The 14209-nt window shown below is 69.9% G+C and carries 14 protein-coding genes, 1 tRNA gene and 1 pseudogene; 11 read left to right on the forward strand and 5 right to left on the reverse strand.

The annotated features are described in order from the left end of the window. The first annotated feature begins 154 nt into the window (after positions 1 to 154). Together GT030_RS26045 and GT030_RS26050 are read left to right on the forward strand one after the other, a co-directional pair. Positions 155 to 1102: a beta-ketoacyl-ACP synthase III gene (locus tag GT030_RS26045; RefSeq protein ID WP_161203197.1), complete on the forward strand. Its 948-nt coding sequence runs from the start codon at positions 155 to 157 to the stop codon at positions 1100 to 1102. 109 nt (positions 1103 to 1211) lie between these two features. Next, positions 1212 to 1299 (forward strand) — tRNA-Leu (locus GT030_RS26050). A gap of 509 nt (positions 1300 to 1808) precedes the next feature. On the opposite strand, the gene GT030_RS26055 is transcribed toward GT030_RS26050, so the two are convergent. Further along, positions 1809 to 2906: a vWA domain-containing protein gene (locus tag GT030_RS26055; RefSeq protein ID WP_202460573.1), complete on the reverse strand. Its 1098-nt coding sequence runs from the start codon at positions 2904 to 2906 to the stop codon at positions 1809 to 1811. 470 nt (positions 2907 to 3376) lie between these two features. Here GT030_RS26055 and GT030_RS26060 point away from each other — a divergent pair, with 470 nt between their 5' ends. From GT030_RS26060 to GT030_RS26080, 5 genes are all read left to right on the forward strand, one after another. Next, entirely contained in the window at positions 3377 to 4843 is a 1467-nt protein-coding gene (locus GT030_RS26060; RefSeq protein ID WP_237522826.1) for an ATP-binding protein, read from the forward strand. 77 nt (positions 4844 to 4920) lie between these two features. Next, on the forward strand, positions 4921 to 5313 hold the full coding sequence (locus GT030_RS26065; RefSeq protein ID WP_161203199.1) for a roadblock/LC7 domain-containing protein: 393 nt from the start codon (positions 4921 to 4923) through the stop codon (positions 5311 to 5313). 3 nt (positions 5314 to 5316) lie between these two features. Continuing rightward, on the forward strand, positions 5317 to 5703 hold the full coding sequence (locus GT030_RS26070; RefSeq protein WP_161203200.1) for a DUF742 domain-containing protein: 387 nt from the start codon (positions 5317 to 5319) through the stop codon (positions 5701 to 5703). Beyond that, complete coding sequence (locus tag GT030_RS26075) at positions 5681 to 6304, forward strand: ATP/GTP-binding protein (RefSeq protein ID WP_161203201.1); 624 nt, start codon at positions 5681 to 5683, stop codon at positions 6302 to 6304. The genes GT030_RS26070 and GT030_RS26075 overlap by 23 nt, the downstream gene beginning before the upstream one ends. Further along, positions 6267 to 6881, forward strand: coding sequence for a GAF domain-containing protein (locus GT030_RS26080; RefSeq protein ID WP_161203202.1), 615 nt, complete (start codon positions 6267 to 6269; stop codon positions 6879 to 6881). The genes GT030_RS26075 and GT030_RS26080 overlap by 38 nt, the downstream gene beginning before the upstream one ends. Before the next feature lie 879 nt (positions 6882 to 7760). Here the strand turns inward: GT030_RS26080 and GT030_RS37210 are convergent. Further along, on the reverse strand, positions 7761 to 7889 hold the full coding sequence (locus GT030_RS37210) for a hypothetical protein (protein WP_272920721.1): 129 nt from the start codon (positions 7887 to 7889) through the stop codon (positions 7761 to 7763). Positions 7890 to 8245: 356 nt separating this feature from the next. Between GT030_RS37210 and GT030_RS26090 the strand changes: the two genes are divergently transcribed. Further along, entirely contained in the window at positions 8246 to 9709 is a 1464-nt protein-coding gene (locus GT030_RS26090) for a PQQ-binding-like beta-propeller repeat protein (protein ID WP_161203204.1), read from the forward strand. Further along, positions 9706 to 10566 carry a glycosyltransferase gene (locus GT030_RS26095; protein ID WP_161203205.1) on the forward strand — a complete coding sequence of 287 codons (861 nt, stop codon included), beginning with the start codon at positions 9706 to 9708 and terminating at the stop codon, positions 10564 to 10566. Before GT030_RS26090 ends, GT030_RS26095 begins: the two co-directional genes overlap by 4 nt. Here GT030_RS26095 and GT030_RS37430 read toward each other — a convergent pair. Then, entirely contained in the window at positions 10478 to 11323 is an 846-nt protein-coding gene (locus tag GT030_RS37430) for a potassium channel family protein (protein ID WP_161203206.1), read from the reverse strand. The two genes, GT030_RS26095 and GT030_RS37430, sit on opposite strands and share 89 nt — an antisense overlap. A 55-nt stretch (positions 11324 to 11378) precedes the next feature. After that, complete coding sequence (locus GT030_RS26105) at positions 11379 to 11837, reverse strand: DUF4231 domain-containing protein (protein ID WP_346009749.1); 459 nt, start codon at positions 11835 to 11837, stop codon at positions 11379 to 11381. Positions 11838 to 12022: 185 nt separating this feature from the next. Between GT030_RS26105 and pnuC the strand changes: the two genes are divergently transcribed. Continuing rightward, positions 12023 to 12694, forward strand: coding sequence for a nicotinamide riboside transporter PnuC (gene pnuC / locus GT030_RS26110; protein ID WP_161203208.1), 672 nt, complete (start codon positions 12023 to 12025; stop codon positions 12692 to 12694). Next, complete coding sequence (locus tag GT030_RS26115; RefSeq protein WP_346009750.1) at positions 12691 to 13803, forward strand: AAA family ATPase; 1113 nt, start codon at positions 12691 to 12693, stop codon at positions 13801 to 13803. The genes pnuC and GT030_RS26115 overlap by 4 nt, the downstream gene beginning before the upstream one ends. A gap of 13 nt (positions 13804 to 13816) precedes the next feature. Here the strand turns inward: GT030_RS26115 and GT030_RS26120 are convergent. Continuing rightward, positions 13817 to 14209: pseudogene (locus GT030_RS26120) on the reverse strand (serine/threonine protein kinase); the annotation flags it as partial.

Below are 14209 nucleotides of genomic sequence, written 5' to 3' on the forward strand. Positions count from 1 at the left end.
CGAGCGCGTGAGCGGAATGCGGACGTGCGGGGGTCTGCGTGAAGCCGACAACAGGGATGCCCGATTCCTGTGGCTTCACGTACCCCCGTACCCGTGAGTCACTGCGCAGACTGGATGGTCCCGCCACCCACGGCAGCAACGAGGGGACCCCGACATGCACGGCTCGCGTATCGCCGCGATCGGCCACTACCAGCCGGCCAAGGTGCTCACCAACGAGGACCTGGCGCGCATGGTCGACACCAGCGACGAGTGGATCACGAGCCGGGTCGGCATCCGCACCCGGCACATCGCGGGCCCCGACGAGCCGGTGGACGAGCTGGCCGCGCACGCCGCCGCCAAGGCCCTGGCCACGGCGGGGCTCGCCCCCGGCGACATCGACCTGGTACTGGTCGCCACCTCCACGGCGATCGACCGCTCGCCGAACACCGCCGCGCGGGTCGCGGCCCGGCTGGGCATCCCCGAGCCCGCCGCGATGGACGTCAACGTGGTGTGCGCCGGCTTCACCCACGCGCTGGCCACCGCCGACCACACCGTACGGGCGGGCGCCGCGACGCGGGTGCTGGTGATCGGTGCGGACAAGATGTCGGAGGTCACCGACTGGACCGACCGCTCCACCTGCGTACTGGTCGGTGACGGCGCGGGCGCGGCGGTGATCGAGGCGTGTGCGCCGGGGGAGCAGGCGGGGATCGGGCCGGTGCTGTGGGGTTCGGTGCCGGAGATGGGCAACGCGGTACGGATCGAGGGCACGCCACCGAGGTTCGCGCAGGAGGGGCAGAGCGTGTACCGCTGGGCCACCACCCAGCTCCCGCCGATCGCCCGGCGGGCCTGCGAGAAGGCGGGCGTCGAGCCGGCCGACCTCGCCGCGGTCGTCCTGCACCAGGCCAATCTGCGGATCATCGAGCCGCTGGCGCAGAAGATCGGCGCGGTGAACGCGGTCGTCGCCCGCGACGTCACCGAGTCCGGCAACACCTCCGCTGCGAGCATCCCGCTCGCCCTCTCCAAGCTGATCGAACAGGGCAGCGTCCGCACCGGCGACCCGGCCCTCCTCTTCGGCTTCGGCGGCAACCTCTCGTACGCCGGCCAGGTGATCCGCTGTCCGTGACCCGAGGGTGGCCGAAGGCACGGATATGCAGGTGAAAGGCGCTCCGAAACCTTGGTATTGTTGTCCATGTCGCCGCGGGGAACACCCCCGGCCGGGTGACAGACACCTTGTCCGGGTGGCGGAATGGCAGACGCGCTAGCTTGAGGTGCTAGTGCCCTTTATCGGGCGTGGGGGTTCAAGTCCCCCCTCGGACACCACGAAACAGCTGCACGATTCGCTTTCGAGGGCCCCGACCTGACGGTCGCGGCCCTCGTGGCGTTTTCGTAGCTGATGGTGAGGTCCCCAGGGCTTCGCGGAGCGAGGTCTCGGCGCGGGGTTGGCGTCTTCGCACGGAGCGGCGGTTGCGGAGGGGAACGCATGCCGTGTCGCCACTGACATGCTCCCGCTTGGTGCGGGGCCGTCCGCCCAGCGGCCGGGAACTCGGAGCCGGTACAGACTCCCGGTCAACCGGTGGTGTCGCCCCCACTGGCTCGACGTGACCGGGAGGGGCGTGGGACGGCGGCCTCCCCGTCGGCGAGGTGACTCATGCGGCCGTTCCCTCCAGCACCGTGATGCCTGTGATGAGCGCCCGACCGTACAGGGCCAGGATCTCGTCGGCGAGGGCGATCGTGGGTCGGGCACCGACAACACGGGGCGTCCACCGGGCGGAAGCGGCCTGGTCGGGATGTCGGTGCCGGGCCGGAACGCGGCTCGGCCGTCGGGCCGGCTACAGCAGGACGAGCAGCTTGGTCCCCGGGACCAGCTTCCGGTTGACGGAGGTCGACTGGACGAACACGGTGTAGGCCTCGTTGCTCCCCGGCGTCACCGTGACCTCCGTCGACGGCAGGCCCAGGAGCTGCCGGGCGGCGGGACCTGTGAACACCTTCCCGGTCGTCCGGCCGGTGGCCGGGTCCTTCTCCGCCACGGCGATCTGCTTGCTGGCCTGTATCTTCTCGCGCTTGGACAGCTCGTAGAAGGCGCAGCCGGTCCTGTACGGATGCCCGGCGCTGGTGACGAAGTCGCGGATGGACGTCCGCCCGTCCACCGGGATCAGGACGTACTTGCCGGCGTCCAGGGCCCGGAGGCTGGACTTCACGTCCGCCGCGCTGAGGTCCTGGCCCATCGCGAAGAGGTTCCTGGTGCCGCGCACGCCCTGCTCGCGGTCCCGCAGGAACTTCGTGGCGGCCGTCTTGACGGCGCCGATCGCCTCCTCGACGCCCTGATCCGAGTCCGCGTCCCAGATCGAGATGTTGCCCGTCGGGAAGCCGTACTGCTGGGCGGTGCGCTTGGCCAGGGAGTTCGGCACCATGATGGCCGAGGTCCAGTGGTCCGGCAGGTTGTCCATCTTGTCCGCGATCCTGCTCCGCCACTCGTCCAGGACGGCACGGCCGTCGGGAAGGTGGTCGTGGCGCGCGCCCGTCGTGTCGGCGCCGGAAGCGTTCTCCTCGCCGTCGGTGACGACGACCTGCAGGAAGCTGTGCTCGCCGTACTCCTCCCAGATGTGGCCGAGGTCGTCGAGCGCCTTCACCGACGCCTGGATCAGCGCCGTCGCGCCGTTCTCGACGGTGTACAGGCCCCGCATGGACGGCAGGTGCTTGACGTCCATGTCCCACACCAGGTTCTCGACCAGGTGGTCGAAGGCGTAGAGGCTGATCCGGGTCTCGTGGCCGAGCCGGTCGGACTCCTCCGCCAGCCCCTTCACGAACTCATCCACCACGCGGACGAGTTGCTCCGAGTGGCCCCGCATCGAGCCGGACTTGTCGATGACGAGAGCGACGTGGTTCACGAAGTGCTTCTTGAGCCGGTCCTGCACCGTAGCGCTCATCGTGTCCATCCCCTTTTCATGGTGGAGCCCCAACGCCCTTTTCCGCAGGCAGACATGGCCTGCCGAGGGTGAACCCCGGCACGACCCTGGTCCGTCCAGATGATGGCTCCACCTTATGGAGGAGCACTGACAACGCATGCTGAGCCGCGGTGCCGGAGGCTCGACCCGCTCGGTCGGAAGCGGTCGCGCCCGCGGTGGATCGGAGGGCGCGCAGAGAGATGGCGGGAGGGTGGCCGGGCCGGGGTCCGTGCTCAGGGTGTGAAGAAAAGGACAACGGTTCGATCTCTGTGCGTGCCAGAGGGTGACAGCGGAGTCCCGGTGCGCGGTAACGTGCGCGCCCGGCCTGATCACCGCACTGCCCAGGGACTGTTATGCCCGCTCCTTTCACGCCGCCGGACGACCGGCCGCCAGCGCCCGTGACCGCCCGTGTGACGGCCGAGTCGCGAGCCGGTTCCCCGAGGCGGCGTCAGATGCTGTGGTCCGTGCTGCCACCGGGCGTGGTCGCCGTGGCCGGTGCGGTGGCCACCGCGCTGGTCAGTGACGGCCATCTGGACCGGGCGGACCAGGTGGCGATGTCCGGCAGCGTCGTCCTCATCGGCGCCGTGGCGGCAGGAATCGCGGGTGTAAGGGCTTCGGCGGAGGCGCGAGCAGTCACCAAGCACTGGACGGAGCTGACCCGTGCGGCCGAGCGGGACCGCGCCGAGCTGGTCGAGCTGATCCGTACCACCGCCGAGGGCAGAGCCGAACTGGAGTCGCTGTTCCGTCGGCTGAGGGCCGGAGAGCCCCCTGTGCGGCGACAGCCGGAACTGCCCCCGCAGACCGGCCCGGACCAAGTCTCCCGACTCGGATTCGAGATCGCTGCGGCCCGGCACGAGGCGGAGGCAGCCGTGCTGGAGATCGCCGCCGGTGCGCTCGGTGCGGAACACAGTGCCCGGCTGGAGCAGTTCGAGGTGTTCGCCAACCTGGCGCGTCGACTCGAGTCACTGGTGCACCGCGAGATAGGGCTGCTGGACAGCCTGGAGAACGAGGTCGAGGACCCCGACCTGCTCAAGGGTCTGTTCCGGGTGGACCATCTGTCCACCCGGATCCGCCGCTACGCCGAGAACCTGGCCGTGCTCGGCGGTGCGAACACCCACCGCCAGTGGACCCGTCCCGTCGGCCTGACCGACGTGCTGCGTTCCGCCGTCGCCGAGATCGACCAGTACGCCCGGGTCAAGCTCGTCCCGCCCATTGACGGAACGGTCAGCGGCCACGCCGTGGTCGACGTCGTCCATTTGCTGGCCGAGCTGCTGGAGAACGCGACGGTCTTCTCACCGCCCCAGACCACCGTGCACGTGCGGGTCGAGCCCGTCGCTGCCGGGGTGGCGATCGAGGTCGAAGACCGAGGCCTGGGCATGTCAGCGGACGAGCGCAACCAGATGAACACGGTGTTGGGTGCACCCGGCGAGGTCGCCCTCGGCGAGCTGCTGCAGGACGGCCGGATCGGCCTGTACGTGGTCTCGCTCCTGGCCCAGCGGCATGACATCGCCGTGCAGTTGCAGAGCAACGTGTACGGCGGCACTCAGGCCGTCATGGTGTTGCCCACGGCACTGCTCGGCCCGCAGCCGGCAGCTCCCGCGCCCGGGCATCCCGCGGTCGCGACCCCTGACGCGATGCCGCACGACCCGGTGGGGCCCGAGGCGACGGACCCCCCGGCGACAGCGATGACCGGCGTCGCGGATCCGCTCGTGTCCGACTCCGAACCACAGCCTGCCCGGACGCCGTCCGACGGTGCGGACGACCGTCCGCGGCTGCCTCAGCGACGGCGGGACCACGCCGCCGATCAGCCGCGCCCGGTCCCCAGCGCCGGCAGTTCCGAGGACGTCGCACACGACCCGGGCCTGATGGCCGCGTTCCAGACCGGACTGCGCAGGGCCGAGGAAGCGGAGACGCCCTGACACCCGAGGGTCACCCTGAGGGCCCGGGGCCCCGTCCAACAAGCCATTTCCTTCTGCCGAAAGAGGAGTACACGATCGTGGCGAGCGAAGACCTTTCCTGGCTGTTGACAGGTCTGGTGAACCGGGTGCCGCACACCCGAAGCGCCTTGTTGCTGTCCTCGGACGGCCTGGTGAAGGCAGCGGAGGGGCTCGACGCGGACGCCGCCGACCAGTTGGCCGCGCTGGCCAGTGGGCTGTACTCACTGGCGCGCAGCGCGGGCCGGCACTTCGACGACGGCGGCGACGTGCGACAGATAGTGACGGAGCTCAGCACCTCGTTGCTGTTCGTCTCGACCGCAGGGCACGGCGCGGTGCTGGCGGTGCTGGCCGGACGCGAGGCGGACGCGGCGGTGCTGGGCTACGAGATGGGCATGATGGTGAAGAGCGTGCGCCCGCATCTGGCCACGCCGCCGCGGCACGTGGCGGGGTAACCGATGACGCCGGTCCTCCCCGACGGACCGCTGACCAGCGAAGCGGTCGGGCGGCTGGTCCGTCCCTACACCGTGAGCGACGGCCGGACCAGGGCGACGTCCCACTTCACGCTCGTGACCGTGGTGCGGGCCACGGGTGCCCAGACGCAGGGCACCTTCGGCCTGGAGCATGCGCAGGTGCTGGCGCTGTGCGAGAGCCCCGTGAGCGTCGCCGAGGTCGCGGCCCGGATGCAGGTGCCGGCCGCAGTGGTCAAGGTGCTGCTGTCCGATCTGGCTGAGGGTGGCGCGGTGGTCGCGGGCCACGCGCCTCCGCCCTCCGCGGACCACTACGTACGACCTGATCGAGACCTCCTGGAAGCGGTACGCGATGCCCTCCTCAAACGACTGTGACCCGCTGCCCGCCGAAGCCCTGCCGGTGGGAATCAAGGTGCTCATCGCCGGCGGGTTCGGCGTGGGAAAGACCACCTTCGTCAACACGCTCAGCGAGATCGAACCGCTGAGCACTGAGGAGACGCTGACCGCCGTCAGCGCGGCCACGGATCGACTGGACGGAGTGGAGAACAAGGCCACCACCACCGTGGCCCTGGACTTCGGCCGGATCACCCTCAGTCCGTCCCATGTCCTTTACCTGTTCGGCGCACCCGGACAGGAGCGCTTCTGGTTCATGTGGGACGAACTCTCCGAGGGGGCGCTCGGCGCGGTGGTCCTCGCCGACACCCGCAGGCTGGACCACTCCTTCGCGGCGGTGGACTTCTTCGAGCGGCGCGGCATCCCCTTCGTCGTCGCCGTCAACGAGTTCGACGGCGCGCACCGCTACCACGCGGAGGAGGTGCGGACCGCGCTCGACCTCAGGCAGGAGGTGCCGGTGGCACTGTGCGACGCCCGCGTCCAGAGCTCAAGCATCCGCGTGTTGCTCGACCTGATCCAGCACCTGATCACGACAAGGAGTTCCCATGGCAGCGACACCGCCCCACCCCTCCTCCGGGCCTGAGTCCGGGATCGCCGTGCGCCATCTGCTCCTCCCCCCGGAGGACCCCCAGGTGCGTACCCGAGCCGAGCGGCTGCGCGCGCTGGGCATCGAAGCCCGTCCGGATACGGAACTCGACGCCTTCGCACGGGAGCTGGCACAGCGCACCGGCGGCTGCTATGCCGGGGTCAACTTCTTCCTCGACGCCGACCGCCAGTACTTCGCAGGGCTGTACAGCGCCGCACAGGACACCCCGGTGCACATGGGACCGCCGTTGCTTCAGGACCCGGTGCCCGGCCGTGTCATGCCCCGCGACATCGACATGGGCATCTGCCCGCACGTGGTCAGGCGCCGCCGGGCGCTGGTGCTGGAGGACATCCGGGATTTCCCGCGGTTCGCCGGAAACCACGTCGTCGACGCGATCGGCATCCACTCCTACCTGGGCGCACCGCTGATAGACAGCACCGGCGTGGTGCTCGGCACCATCTGCGTGGTCGACCAGGACCCGCAGCCATGGGGGCGTAAGGGGCTGGAAACCATCAAGGCCATGGCTGCGGAACTGGTCGAACGGCTCGAGGAGTCGGCGCGCCGTCGCAGCTGACCGGCGCCGCCGGACTCGCACAATCCGTCCATGGCCTGAGCGGCAAGTTCTGGGGAACGGCCGTCGACAAGTGGGCGGGCGGGAGGAGTCGACGGTGGTGGGCCGGTGGGGTGGTAGGGGGGTGCAGCTCGGCCGCCTCCGAGGGAGGAGTGCCCTACGCGGCCAGGGCTGCGCGGCAGGCTGGGTCGTGGTGCAGAACGTAGGCGGGGTGGCCGGAGGGCTGGTCGGTCGCGCGGAACCGGGCGGATGGCGCGGGCGCCCTTTTCGGGAGCTGGGTCACCCGCCTGTCCGTCAAGGTCTCGCCAACCGGTCCAGGCGGTCACCGACCTCGACCGCCAGCCCCCCGACCACGCTCGTAAGGGGGGACGACGATGCAACCCCCGCGTACCGCAGCCGAGGGAGACGCACGACGCCGCCATCTGGCTGAAGCGGGAGCATGTCAGCTCACGGCCCGTGTGAGTACTGCTGGACCTGAACGAGTAACTTCAACCACTTGTCAGCCATGCGGGGTTGTCGTACGCAAAGGACCAGTAGGCGCAGAGCTTCCTTGTGCCACCGGCACCGTGTCGTGTGAGGGTGGCATGGAAGGCGAGCCGGTCCACGACCCCCGCGCAGAGCTGCGGATCGGTACACACCTTGCTTCCACGCCCAGGGCCGCGCGCACCTCTCCCAGACCCTGTGCGAAGGAAATGAGCGAGCAACAGCTGTGGCCGATGCAGCCCCCGCTGAGGTACGAGTCTGCGACAGGGAGGCCTTTACTGACGCCGCATCCATGGAATGGGGAGGGCAGGGGGGCGCGGTTGGCCAGTGTGCGGCGGCCTGCCCGGATCATGTGGCCACCCCCTGACTCAAACGATATGTGGTCGTGAGCCTCCGGTGTCACGCCGCCTGGTCAGCATGAGTGTTGCCGACGTACCGTCGCAAGGCGTCCACGCTGTGGAAGACGCGGTAGTCAGTCGCCTCCAGGGCGGCCTGCTCGTCCGGGGCGAGGACCGCGGGGTCGCCCACCTCCTCTTGCAGGCCTTGGGGCCAGAAGGCGGTGGCCACGAGGAACAGTACCGAGTTCGGCGGGATTCTCCTGCGCAGACACCGAGAGTGCCTGCATGGAAGCTGGGCGGACGAGCTACCTCGGGGGCAACAAGCGCATCTCTTCGAGGCAATTGCGTGTGCATATTTTCGGGGATGATCTTGCGATTCGCGGGAACCTCAACATCAATTGGATGTGTTCCGGCTGGTCAAAGGGTCTCGTGAACGTCCCGCACTTCACCGGTATTCGGCGGCAAGGGCCGTGATCCACGATCGTGGCCCTTTTGCGTGCCCCGACACCGCTTGGGCTGGCGGGCCGACGCCCTATCATCGGGTCCGTGAGCGTCCCGCTGCCGGAGCACGAGTACGCCTACGACATCTGCCTGTCCTTCGCGAGCGAACAGCGGCAGTACGTAGAGCAAGTCGCCCGTGCGTTGGAGGAGGCCGGGCTGCGCTTCTACTACGCGAACGACGAGGAAGCTTCGCTGTGGGGCAAGGAACTGCCCGAGCACTTGGACGAGATCTACCGCAGGTCCGCCCTGTTCTGTGTGGTATTCGTGTCGGCGGCCTACGCGGCGAAGATGTGGACCACCCATGAGCGCCGTAGCGCCCAGGCCAGGGCGCTGTCCGATCCCGACGAGTACCTGCTGCCGGTCCGTTTCGACGACACCGAGTTGCCGGGGCTGCGCCCCACGGTCGGTTACGTCGATGCCCGGATCACCCCGCCCGGGCGTCTCACGGCGCTGCTCCGGGAGAAGCTGAGACTGCGCGCGCCGTCTGGGTACCGGTCCGAGCCGGTTCTCACCGCTGTCCCCTCATCTCCGGGGCAGAGGACACCGCGCCCGGGGGAGACGGTCTGGCGGGTGACCACCGGCGGTCTGGTGCAGTCATCGCCCCAGGTATGCGGCGGGACGTTGTACTTCGGCAGCGGTGACTGCCGCGTGTGGGCGGTGGAGGCGGAGACCGGCGCCGAGCGATGGTCCGTGGCGACCGGGGGCGCGGTGTGGTCGACGCCTGCGGTGGCCGACCGCACCGTCTATGTGGGGAGCCAGGACCGCAACGTCTACGCGCTGGACGCCGACACCGGCACGGAGCGCTGGCGGATCACCACCGGTGCGGCCGTGTGGTCGTCCCCCGCGGCCGTGGACGGCATGGTGTTCGTGGGGAGTCGTGATCATCACCTGTACGCGATCGGGGCGACGAACGGCCACGAGCACTGGCGGTTCCGGACTGCGGGGGACGTGGATTCGTCTCCCCTGGTGTCCGCCGGCACCGTGTACGTCGGGTCGGACGACCGCTGCTTGTGGGCGCTGGACGTCGAGACAGGCCGTGCACGGTGGTGGTTCCGGACCGGCGGGGTCGTCCGCTCGTCCCCGGCCGTCCACGACCGGTCGGTCTATGTCGGCAGTGACGACGGCTTCCTCCACGCCGTCGACGCGGAGACCGGTGCCGGTCGCTGGCGCTACCGCACCGGCGGCCGTGTACGGTCGTCGCCCGCCGTGGCGGGAGCCACGGTCTATGTCGGTTCGCACGACGGCAACCTGTACGCACTCGACGCGGGCACCGGTGAGGAGCGGTGGTGGAAGCACGTCGGGGAATGGTTGCAGGCGTCCCCCACGGTGGTGGACGGGACTGTCTTCCTCGGCAGCGACGACCATGGTCTGTGGGCGCTGGACGCTGTGACTGGCGAGGTCCAGTGGCGGTGTCAGACGGACAGTGTGGTGCTCACCCGGCCCGCGGTCTCCGGCCGGATCGCCTGGGTCGGCGGGCAGGACGGCACTGTGAGGGCCGTTCGCGTATGAGTGGTTCGACGCCGGCCCGGCACGGGCCGCTGCTCTCGATCGTGGTCGCCTGCCGTGACGAGGTCGAGGTACTGCCCGAGTTCCATGCCACGCTGCTGGCCGATCTACGTCGTGTCGACCGGTGCTGGGAGATCGTCTACGCCGACGACGGCAGTCGTGACGGCACGCTGGACACGCTGCGGGCGTTCGCCGCCGGCGACAGCCGAGTGGTCTGTCTACCCCTCGACCGCCGTGGCAAGGATGCGGCCATGGCGGCCGGTCTGGCCCGTGCGGCCGGAGAGTGCGTCCTCTTTGTCGACGCCGACCTTCAGCATCCGACGTCCCTGCTCGCCCCTATGTTTGAGCAGTACGGCCGTGGCTTCGAACAGGTCGTGGCCCGGCGGCGGCCCGTCCACTCCGGACGTGCGGACCGACGCTTCGGCAGCCGTGCCTTCCATCTGCTGGTGCGCATCTTCTGCGACGTCGAACTTATCGAAGGCACTGGCGACTTCCGGCTCGTCTCGCGTCCGGTGGCCGATGCAGCGCTCGCCAGGCCGCGTCAACACGGCTTCATGCGTGGCCTGTTCTCCAGTCTGCCGTCCCGCTCGATCTGCCTCGACTACGACTGGCGGCCGCGGGCGGCGGGCCGCAGCGCTTGGGGCACCGTCGCACTGGTCCGCTACGGGGTGCGCGCGCTGATCGCCTGCCGAAGCCAGCCGCCCCAGCCGTTGCTCATGCCCGGTGTCGCGGTGCCGACCCTCGGGGAAGCGGTGATCACGACGCGGTCCGTCAGCGCGCCGGCCGTTCCCGTCGTACGGAGGCCAGAACTCCGAGTACCCAGCACAACAGCAGGAGTCCGGTCGATGTCTGGACGGTGACCACGAGCCGGCTCACGGTGCCCACGGGGTAGATGCCGCTGCTGCCGACGGTGGAGGTGACCGTAGCGCTGAAGTACAGCCAGGTCGTGAAGTCGGCACTCGTATGTCCGGCGAATTGGCCGGGCCGGATCGCGTAGAGGCCGTGGTAGGCGACGGCGTAGCAGCACACCGAGAGCAGCAGCAGCGCCGCGAGGTAGGTCGAGTGTGCCTGGGCGGCGGAACCGTGGGCGAGGGAACGCCGGGAAAAGAAACCTACGTACCGGCCCATGTCGGAGTAGTAGATGTCGTAGTTGCCCAGCGAGGAGCGGATGACCAGCGCGGCAAGCAGAGTGAACAAGCCCAGCAGACCGATCTCAGCGGTGCCCAGTCCGAGCAGGGGTACGGGTGCGGCCGGGGACAGCACGATCAGAGCGGTCCCGCACACGGTGATGAGCAACGGCGTCCAGAAGGCCAGGTTGACCAGACTGCGCAGCCGTCGCCGCAGAATGCCGGTGGGAGCCGAACCTCGGTTGGGCGGGTGGCGGCGACTGAAACGGAGCGAGGTGCGTGGCCGGGGGCGGATGTCGGCCTTGCAGAAGTCGCAGCGCACGCCGAGCGCTTCGACGCGGTCCACATCCGGGGTCTGCTCGTGCCGCAGATGGGTGAGGATGCCAGGCCCGTTGCGCCAGAGCCACAGGTTATCGGGGATGAACGCGGCGGACTTCACCATCAGCGCGACGTCGACGACGGCGATCACCCCGGCGGCCACCGGGTTCACCGCTCGCTCCGCGCCACCCGACCACTGGCCGTCGGCTCCGGATGCAACGTCCCGGTCATGCCGGTGGTGAAAATCGGTCCGCCGCCTCGTCGTCCGTGGACTCGCGTGCGGTGCCGACCAGTTGGACCCATGTCCCCATCTCCTGCTGCTCGATGCGGGTGACAGCGGCCGCCAGCAGTCGGTCGCGGGTGCCGGGGTGGTCGTACGGCTCGGCACTCGTGCGGTACAAGCGGCGCTCCGCCTCGACCGCTTCGCGCGCCTGGCTGAACCGCACGTAGTCGTCGTGCCAGTGGAACAGGGCCCGCAGGCCGGTGAGTACGACGACCACACTGCCCAGCACGGCGGGGGTCGTGGCGTCACGGGGCGACATGACCGCGCTCACCGGGATTGCGGCCGACACCAGCAGCAGCAGGGTCTCGGCCAGGCGGTGGAAACGCCGGGCTTTGAGCGCCGCCTGGCGGTACCAGGTGTACGAGCCGTCCGCGAGCGACATGGCATAGCCCGCAGAGCTCACGGCAGGGTCCATCGGCACGGCCATGGCTTCGCCCCCCGATAAGCCTGGTGTCAGTCGATCCACGGTAGCCCAGCCGGCCACCCGAGGGAATCGGAAGGGGCGTGTGCGGCACTTCGCACACAACTCCATTGTGCAAGCCGCCGCACCTTGTTATCGTCACTTCGACGTAAACGGGAGGGGCCGGGATGGCTGTCGCGGATGTGCTGGGTGGCTTGGTCGCGCCGCTGAACCATCAGTTGTTCCACCTGGGGCAGGACGCGGTCACCTGGGCCGAGTTGCTCGGGTTCGCCACCGGGGCGGTGTGCGTATGGCTGTGCGTACGGGCGAGTGTGTGGAACTTCCCCGTGGGGATCGCCAACAACCTGTTCTTCCTGGTGTTGTTCTGGAGTGCCCGGCTTTACGCGGACGCCTCGCTCCAAGTCGTATACCTGGTGCTCGCCGCCTACGGCTGGCTGATCTGGCTGCGCGGGGGCGAGCGGCGCTCCCGTCGGCGCATGGGGCACGCCTCCCGGTCCACACTGTGGATCCTGTCGGCCCTGCTGGTGCCGGTCACCTGGGGGCTGACCGCGCTGCTGACCCGCGCGCACGACTCCGCGCCCTTCTGGGACGCCCTGAGCACGGCGCTCTCGCTGGCCGCGCAATGGCTGCTCAACGCCAAGCAGATCGAGAACTGGTACTTCTGGATCGCCGCCGACCTCGTCTACATCCCGCTGTACTTCAGCAAGGGACTTGACCTCACCGGCATCGTCTACGTGCTCTTCCTGGCGATGTGCCTGGTCGGATGGCGTTCCTGGCGCCGCGAGCTGGCGGCCGCCCGGCCCCCGGCCGCAGCGCCGGACCGGACGGTGACCGCGTGAGCGCCCGCTTCGTCCACGGGCTGGTGATCGGCAAGTTCTACCCGCCGCACTCCGGCCACCACTTCCTGATCCGCTCCGCCGCCGACGCGTGCGACGCCGTCACGGTCGTCGTGATGGCGGCCGGGCAGGAGTCGATTCCGCTGGCGGAGCGCGTCGCCTGGATACGTGAGCACTGGGCCGACGACCCGCATGTCGCGGTCGTGGGCGTGGTGGACGATCTGCCGGTCGACTACGAGAGCGAGGCGGCCTGGGAAGGGCACGTCGGCCTGATGCGCCAAGCCCTCGCCCTGGGCCCGCACGCCCCCGCCGTCGACGCGGTGTTCAGCTCCGAGCCCTACGGCACCGAACTCGCCCGCCGCTTCGACGCCGCCCCCGTGCTGCTGGACCTCGACCGGGGCACCTTCGCCGTCTCCGGTACGAAGGTCCGCGCGGATCCCGTCGGCCACTGGGCGGAGATCGAGCCGCCGGTCCGGGCCTGGCTGGCCCGCAGGGTCGTCGTGGTCGGCGCGGAGTCCACCGGTACGACCACCCTCTCCCGCGACCTCGCCGCCGCCCTGCGCGGCCGGGGCGGCCCGCACGCGCTCACCCGCTGGGTGCCCGAGTACGGCCGCGAGCTGACCGTCGCCAAGCTGGCCCGTGCTCGCGCGCTGGCGGCCCCGGACCTGCCTCCGCCGACCGTGGCGGACCTCGACTGGGACGACGCCGACTTCGAACTCGTCGCCCGCCGCCAGAACCGCACCGAGCAGCATGCCGCCCGTACCGGTGGCCCGGTGCTCGTGTGCGACACCGACGCCCTGGCCACCACCGTCTGGCAGGAGCGCTACCGCGGCCGCGCGACCGCCCCGGTCCGGGACCTCGCGCGGTCGATGCCCCCGCGCGCCCTCTACCTGCTCACCTCCGACAAGGACGTCCCCTTCGACGACGACGGCCTGCGCGACGGCGAGCACCTGCGCGGCTGGATGACCGACCGCTTCCGCGAGACCCTCACCACCTCCGGCGTCCCCTGGCAGGAGCTCCACGGCGACCGCCGGACCCGCCTGACCGAGGCCCTCCAGGCGGTGGACCGCCTGCTCGCCGACGGCTGGCACCTGGCGGACCCTCTCGGCTGACCGGTGCCCCCGCTCAGGCGTGCGGCCAGACCGTCACGTCCACCATCAGGAAACCCACTTCGGGCGACACGGTCGACTTGACCTGGACCACCAGGAGGGCGATGTTGCCCGCGCGGTCCCTGGCGCAGATCTCGCTCCCCGTCGCCACGACCGCCAGGGGCAGGTGGTGGCTGGTGGCATGCCGGAGTTCGAACTCGCACGTGTCGTAGGTGGCGCCCGGTTCGGTGAAGCGCGGGAGGAGCACACTGCTGCGGCTCTCCAGCGAGCACTGCTGCGCGCCGCAGGTGAAGCGGATGTCCCCCTTGCGGTCTTTCCGGACGTCCTGGTCGCCGAGGTTCAGGGAGTTCGTCGCGTCCAGGTGCAGGAGGGGCTCGGCGATGGGCAGCGGCGTCGCGGCGAGCATGCC

The organism is Streptomyces sp. SID1328 (genome assembly GCF_009865595.1).
Lineage (GTDB): Bacteria > Actinomycetota > Actinomycetes > Streptomycetales > Streptomycetaceae > Streptomyces > Streptomyces griseoluteus.

Excerpts from the sequence above, each read along its gene's own strand:
- GT030_RS26060 (WP_237522826.1), top strand. The coding sequence starts at position 3,377 with ATGCTGTGGTCCGTGCTGCCACCGGGCGTGGTCGCCGTGGCCGGTGCG.
- GT030_RS26045 (WP_161203197.1), top strand. The coding sequence starts at position 155 with ATGCACGGCTCGCGTATCGCCGCGATCGGCCACTACCAGCCGGCCAAG.
- GT030_RS26070 (WP_161203200.1), top strand. The coding sequence starts at position 5,317 with ATGACGCCGGTCCTCCCCGACGGACCGCTGACCAGCGAAGCGGTCGGG.
- pnuC (WP_161203208.1), top strand. The coding sequence starts at position 12,023 with ATGGCTGTCGCGGATGTGCTGGGTGGCTTGGTCGCGCCGCTGAACCAT.
- GT030_RS26080 (WP_161203202.1), top strand. The coding sequence starts at position 6,267 with ATGGCAGCGACACCGCCCCACCCCTCCTCCGGGCCTGAGTCCGGGATC.
- GT030_RS26075 (WP_161203201.1), top strand. The coding sequence starts at position 5,681 with ATGCCCTCCTCAAACGACTGTGACCCGCTGCCCGCCGAAGCCCTGCCG.
- GT030_RS26055 (WP_202460573.1), bottom strand. The coding sequence starts at position 2,906 with ATGAGCGCTACGGTGCAGGACCGGCTCAAGAAGCACTTCGTGAACCAC.
- GT030_RS26095 (WP_161203205.1), top strand. The coding sequence starts at position 9,706 with ATGAGTGGTTCGACGCCGGCCCGGCACGGGCCGCTGCTCTCGATCGTG.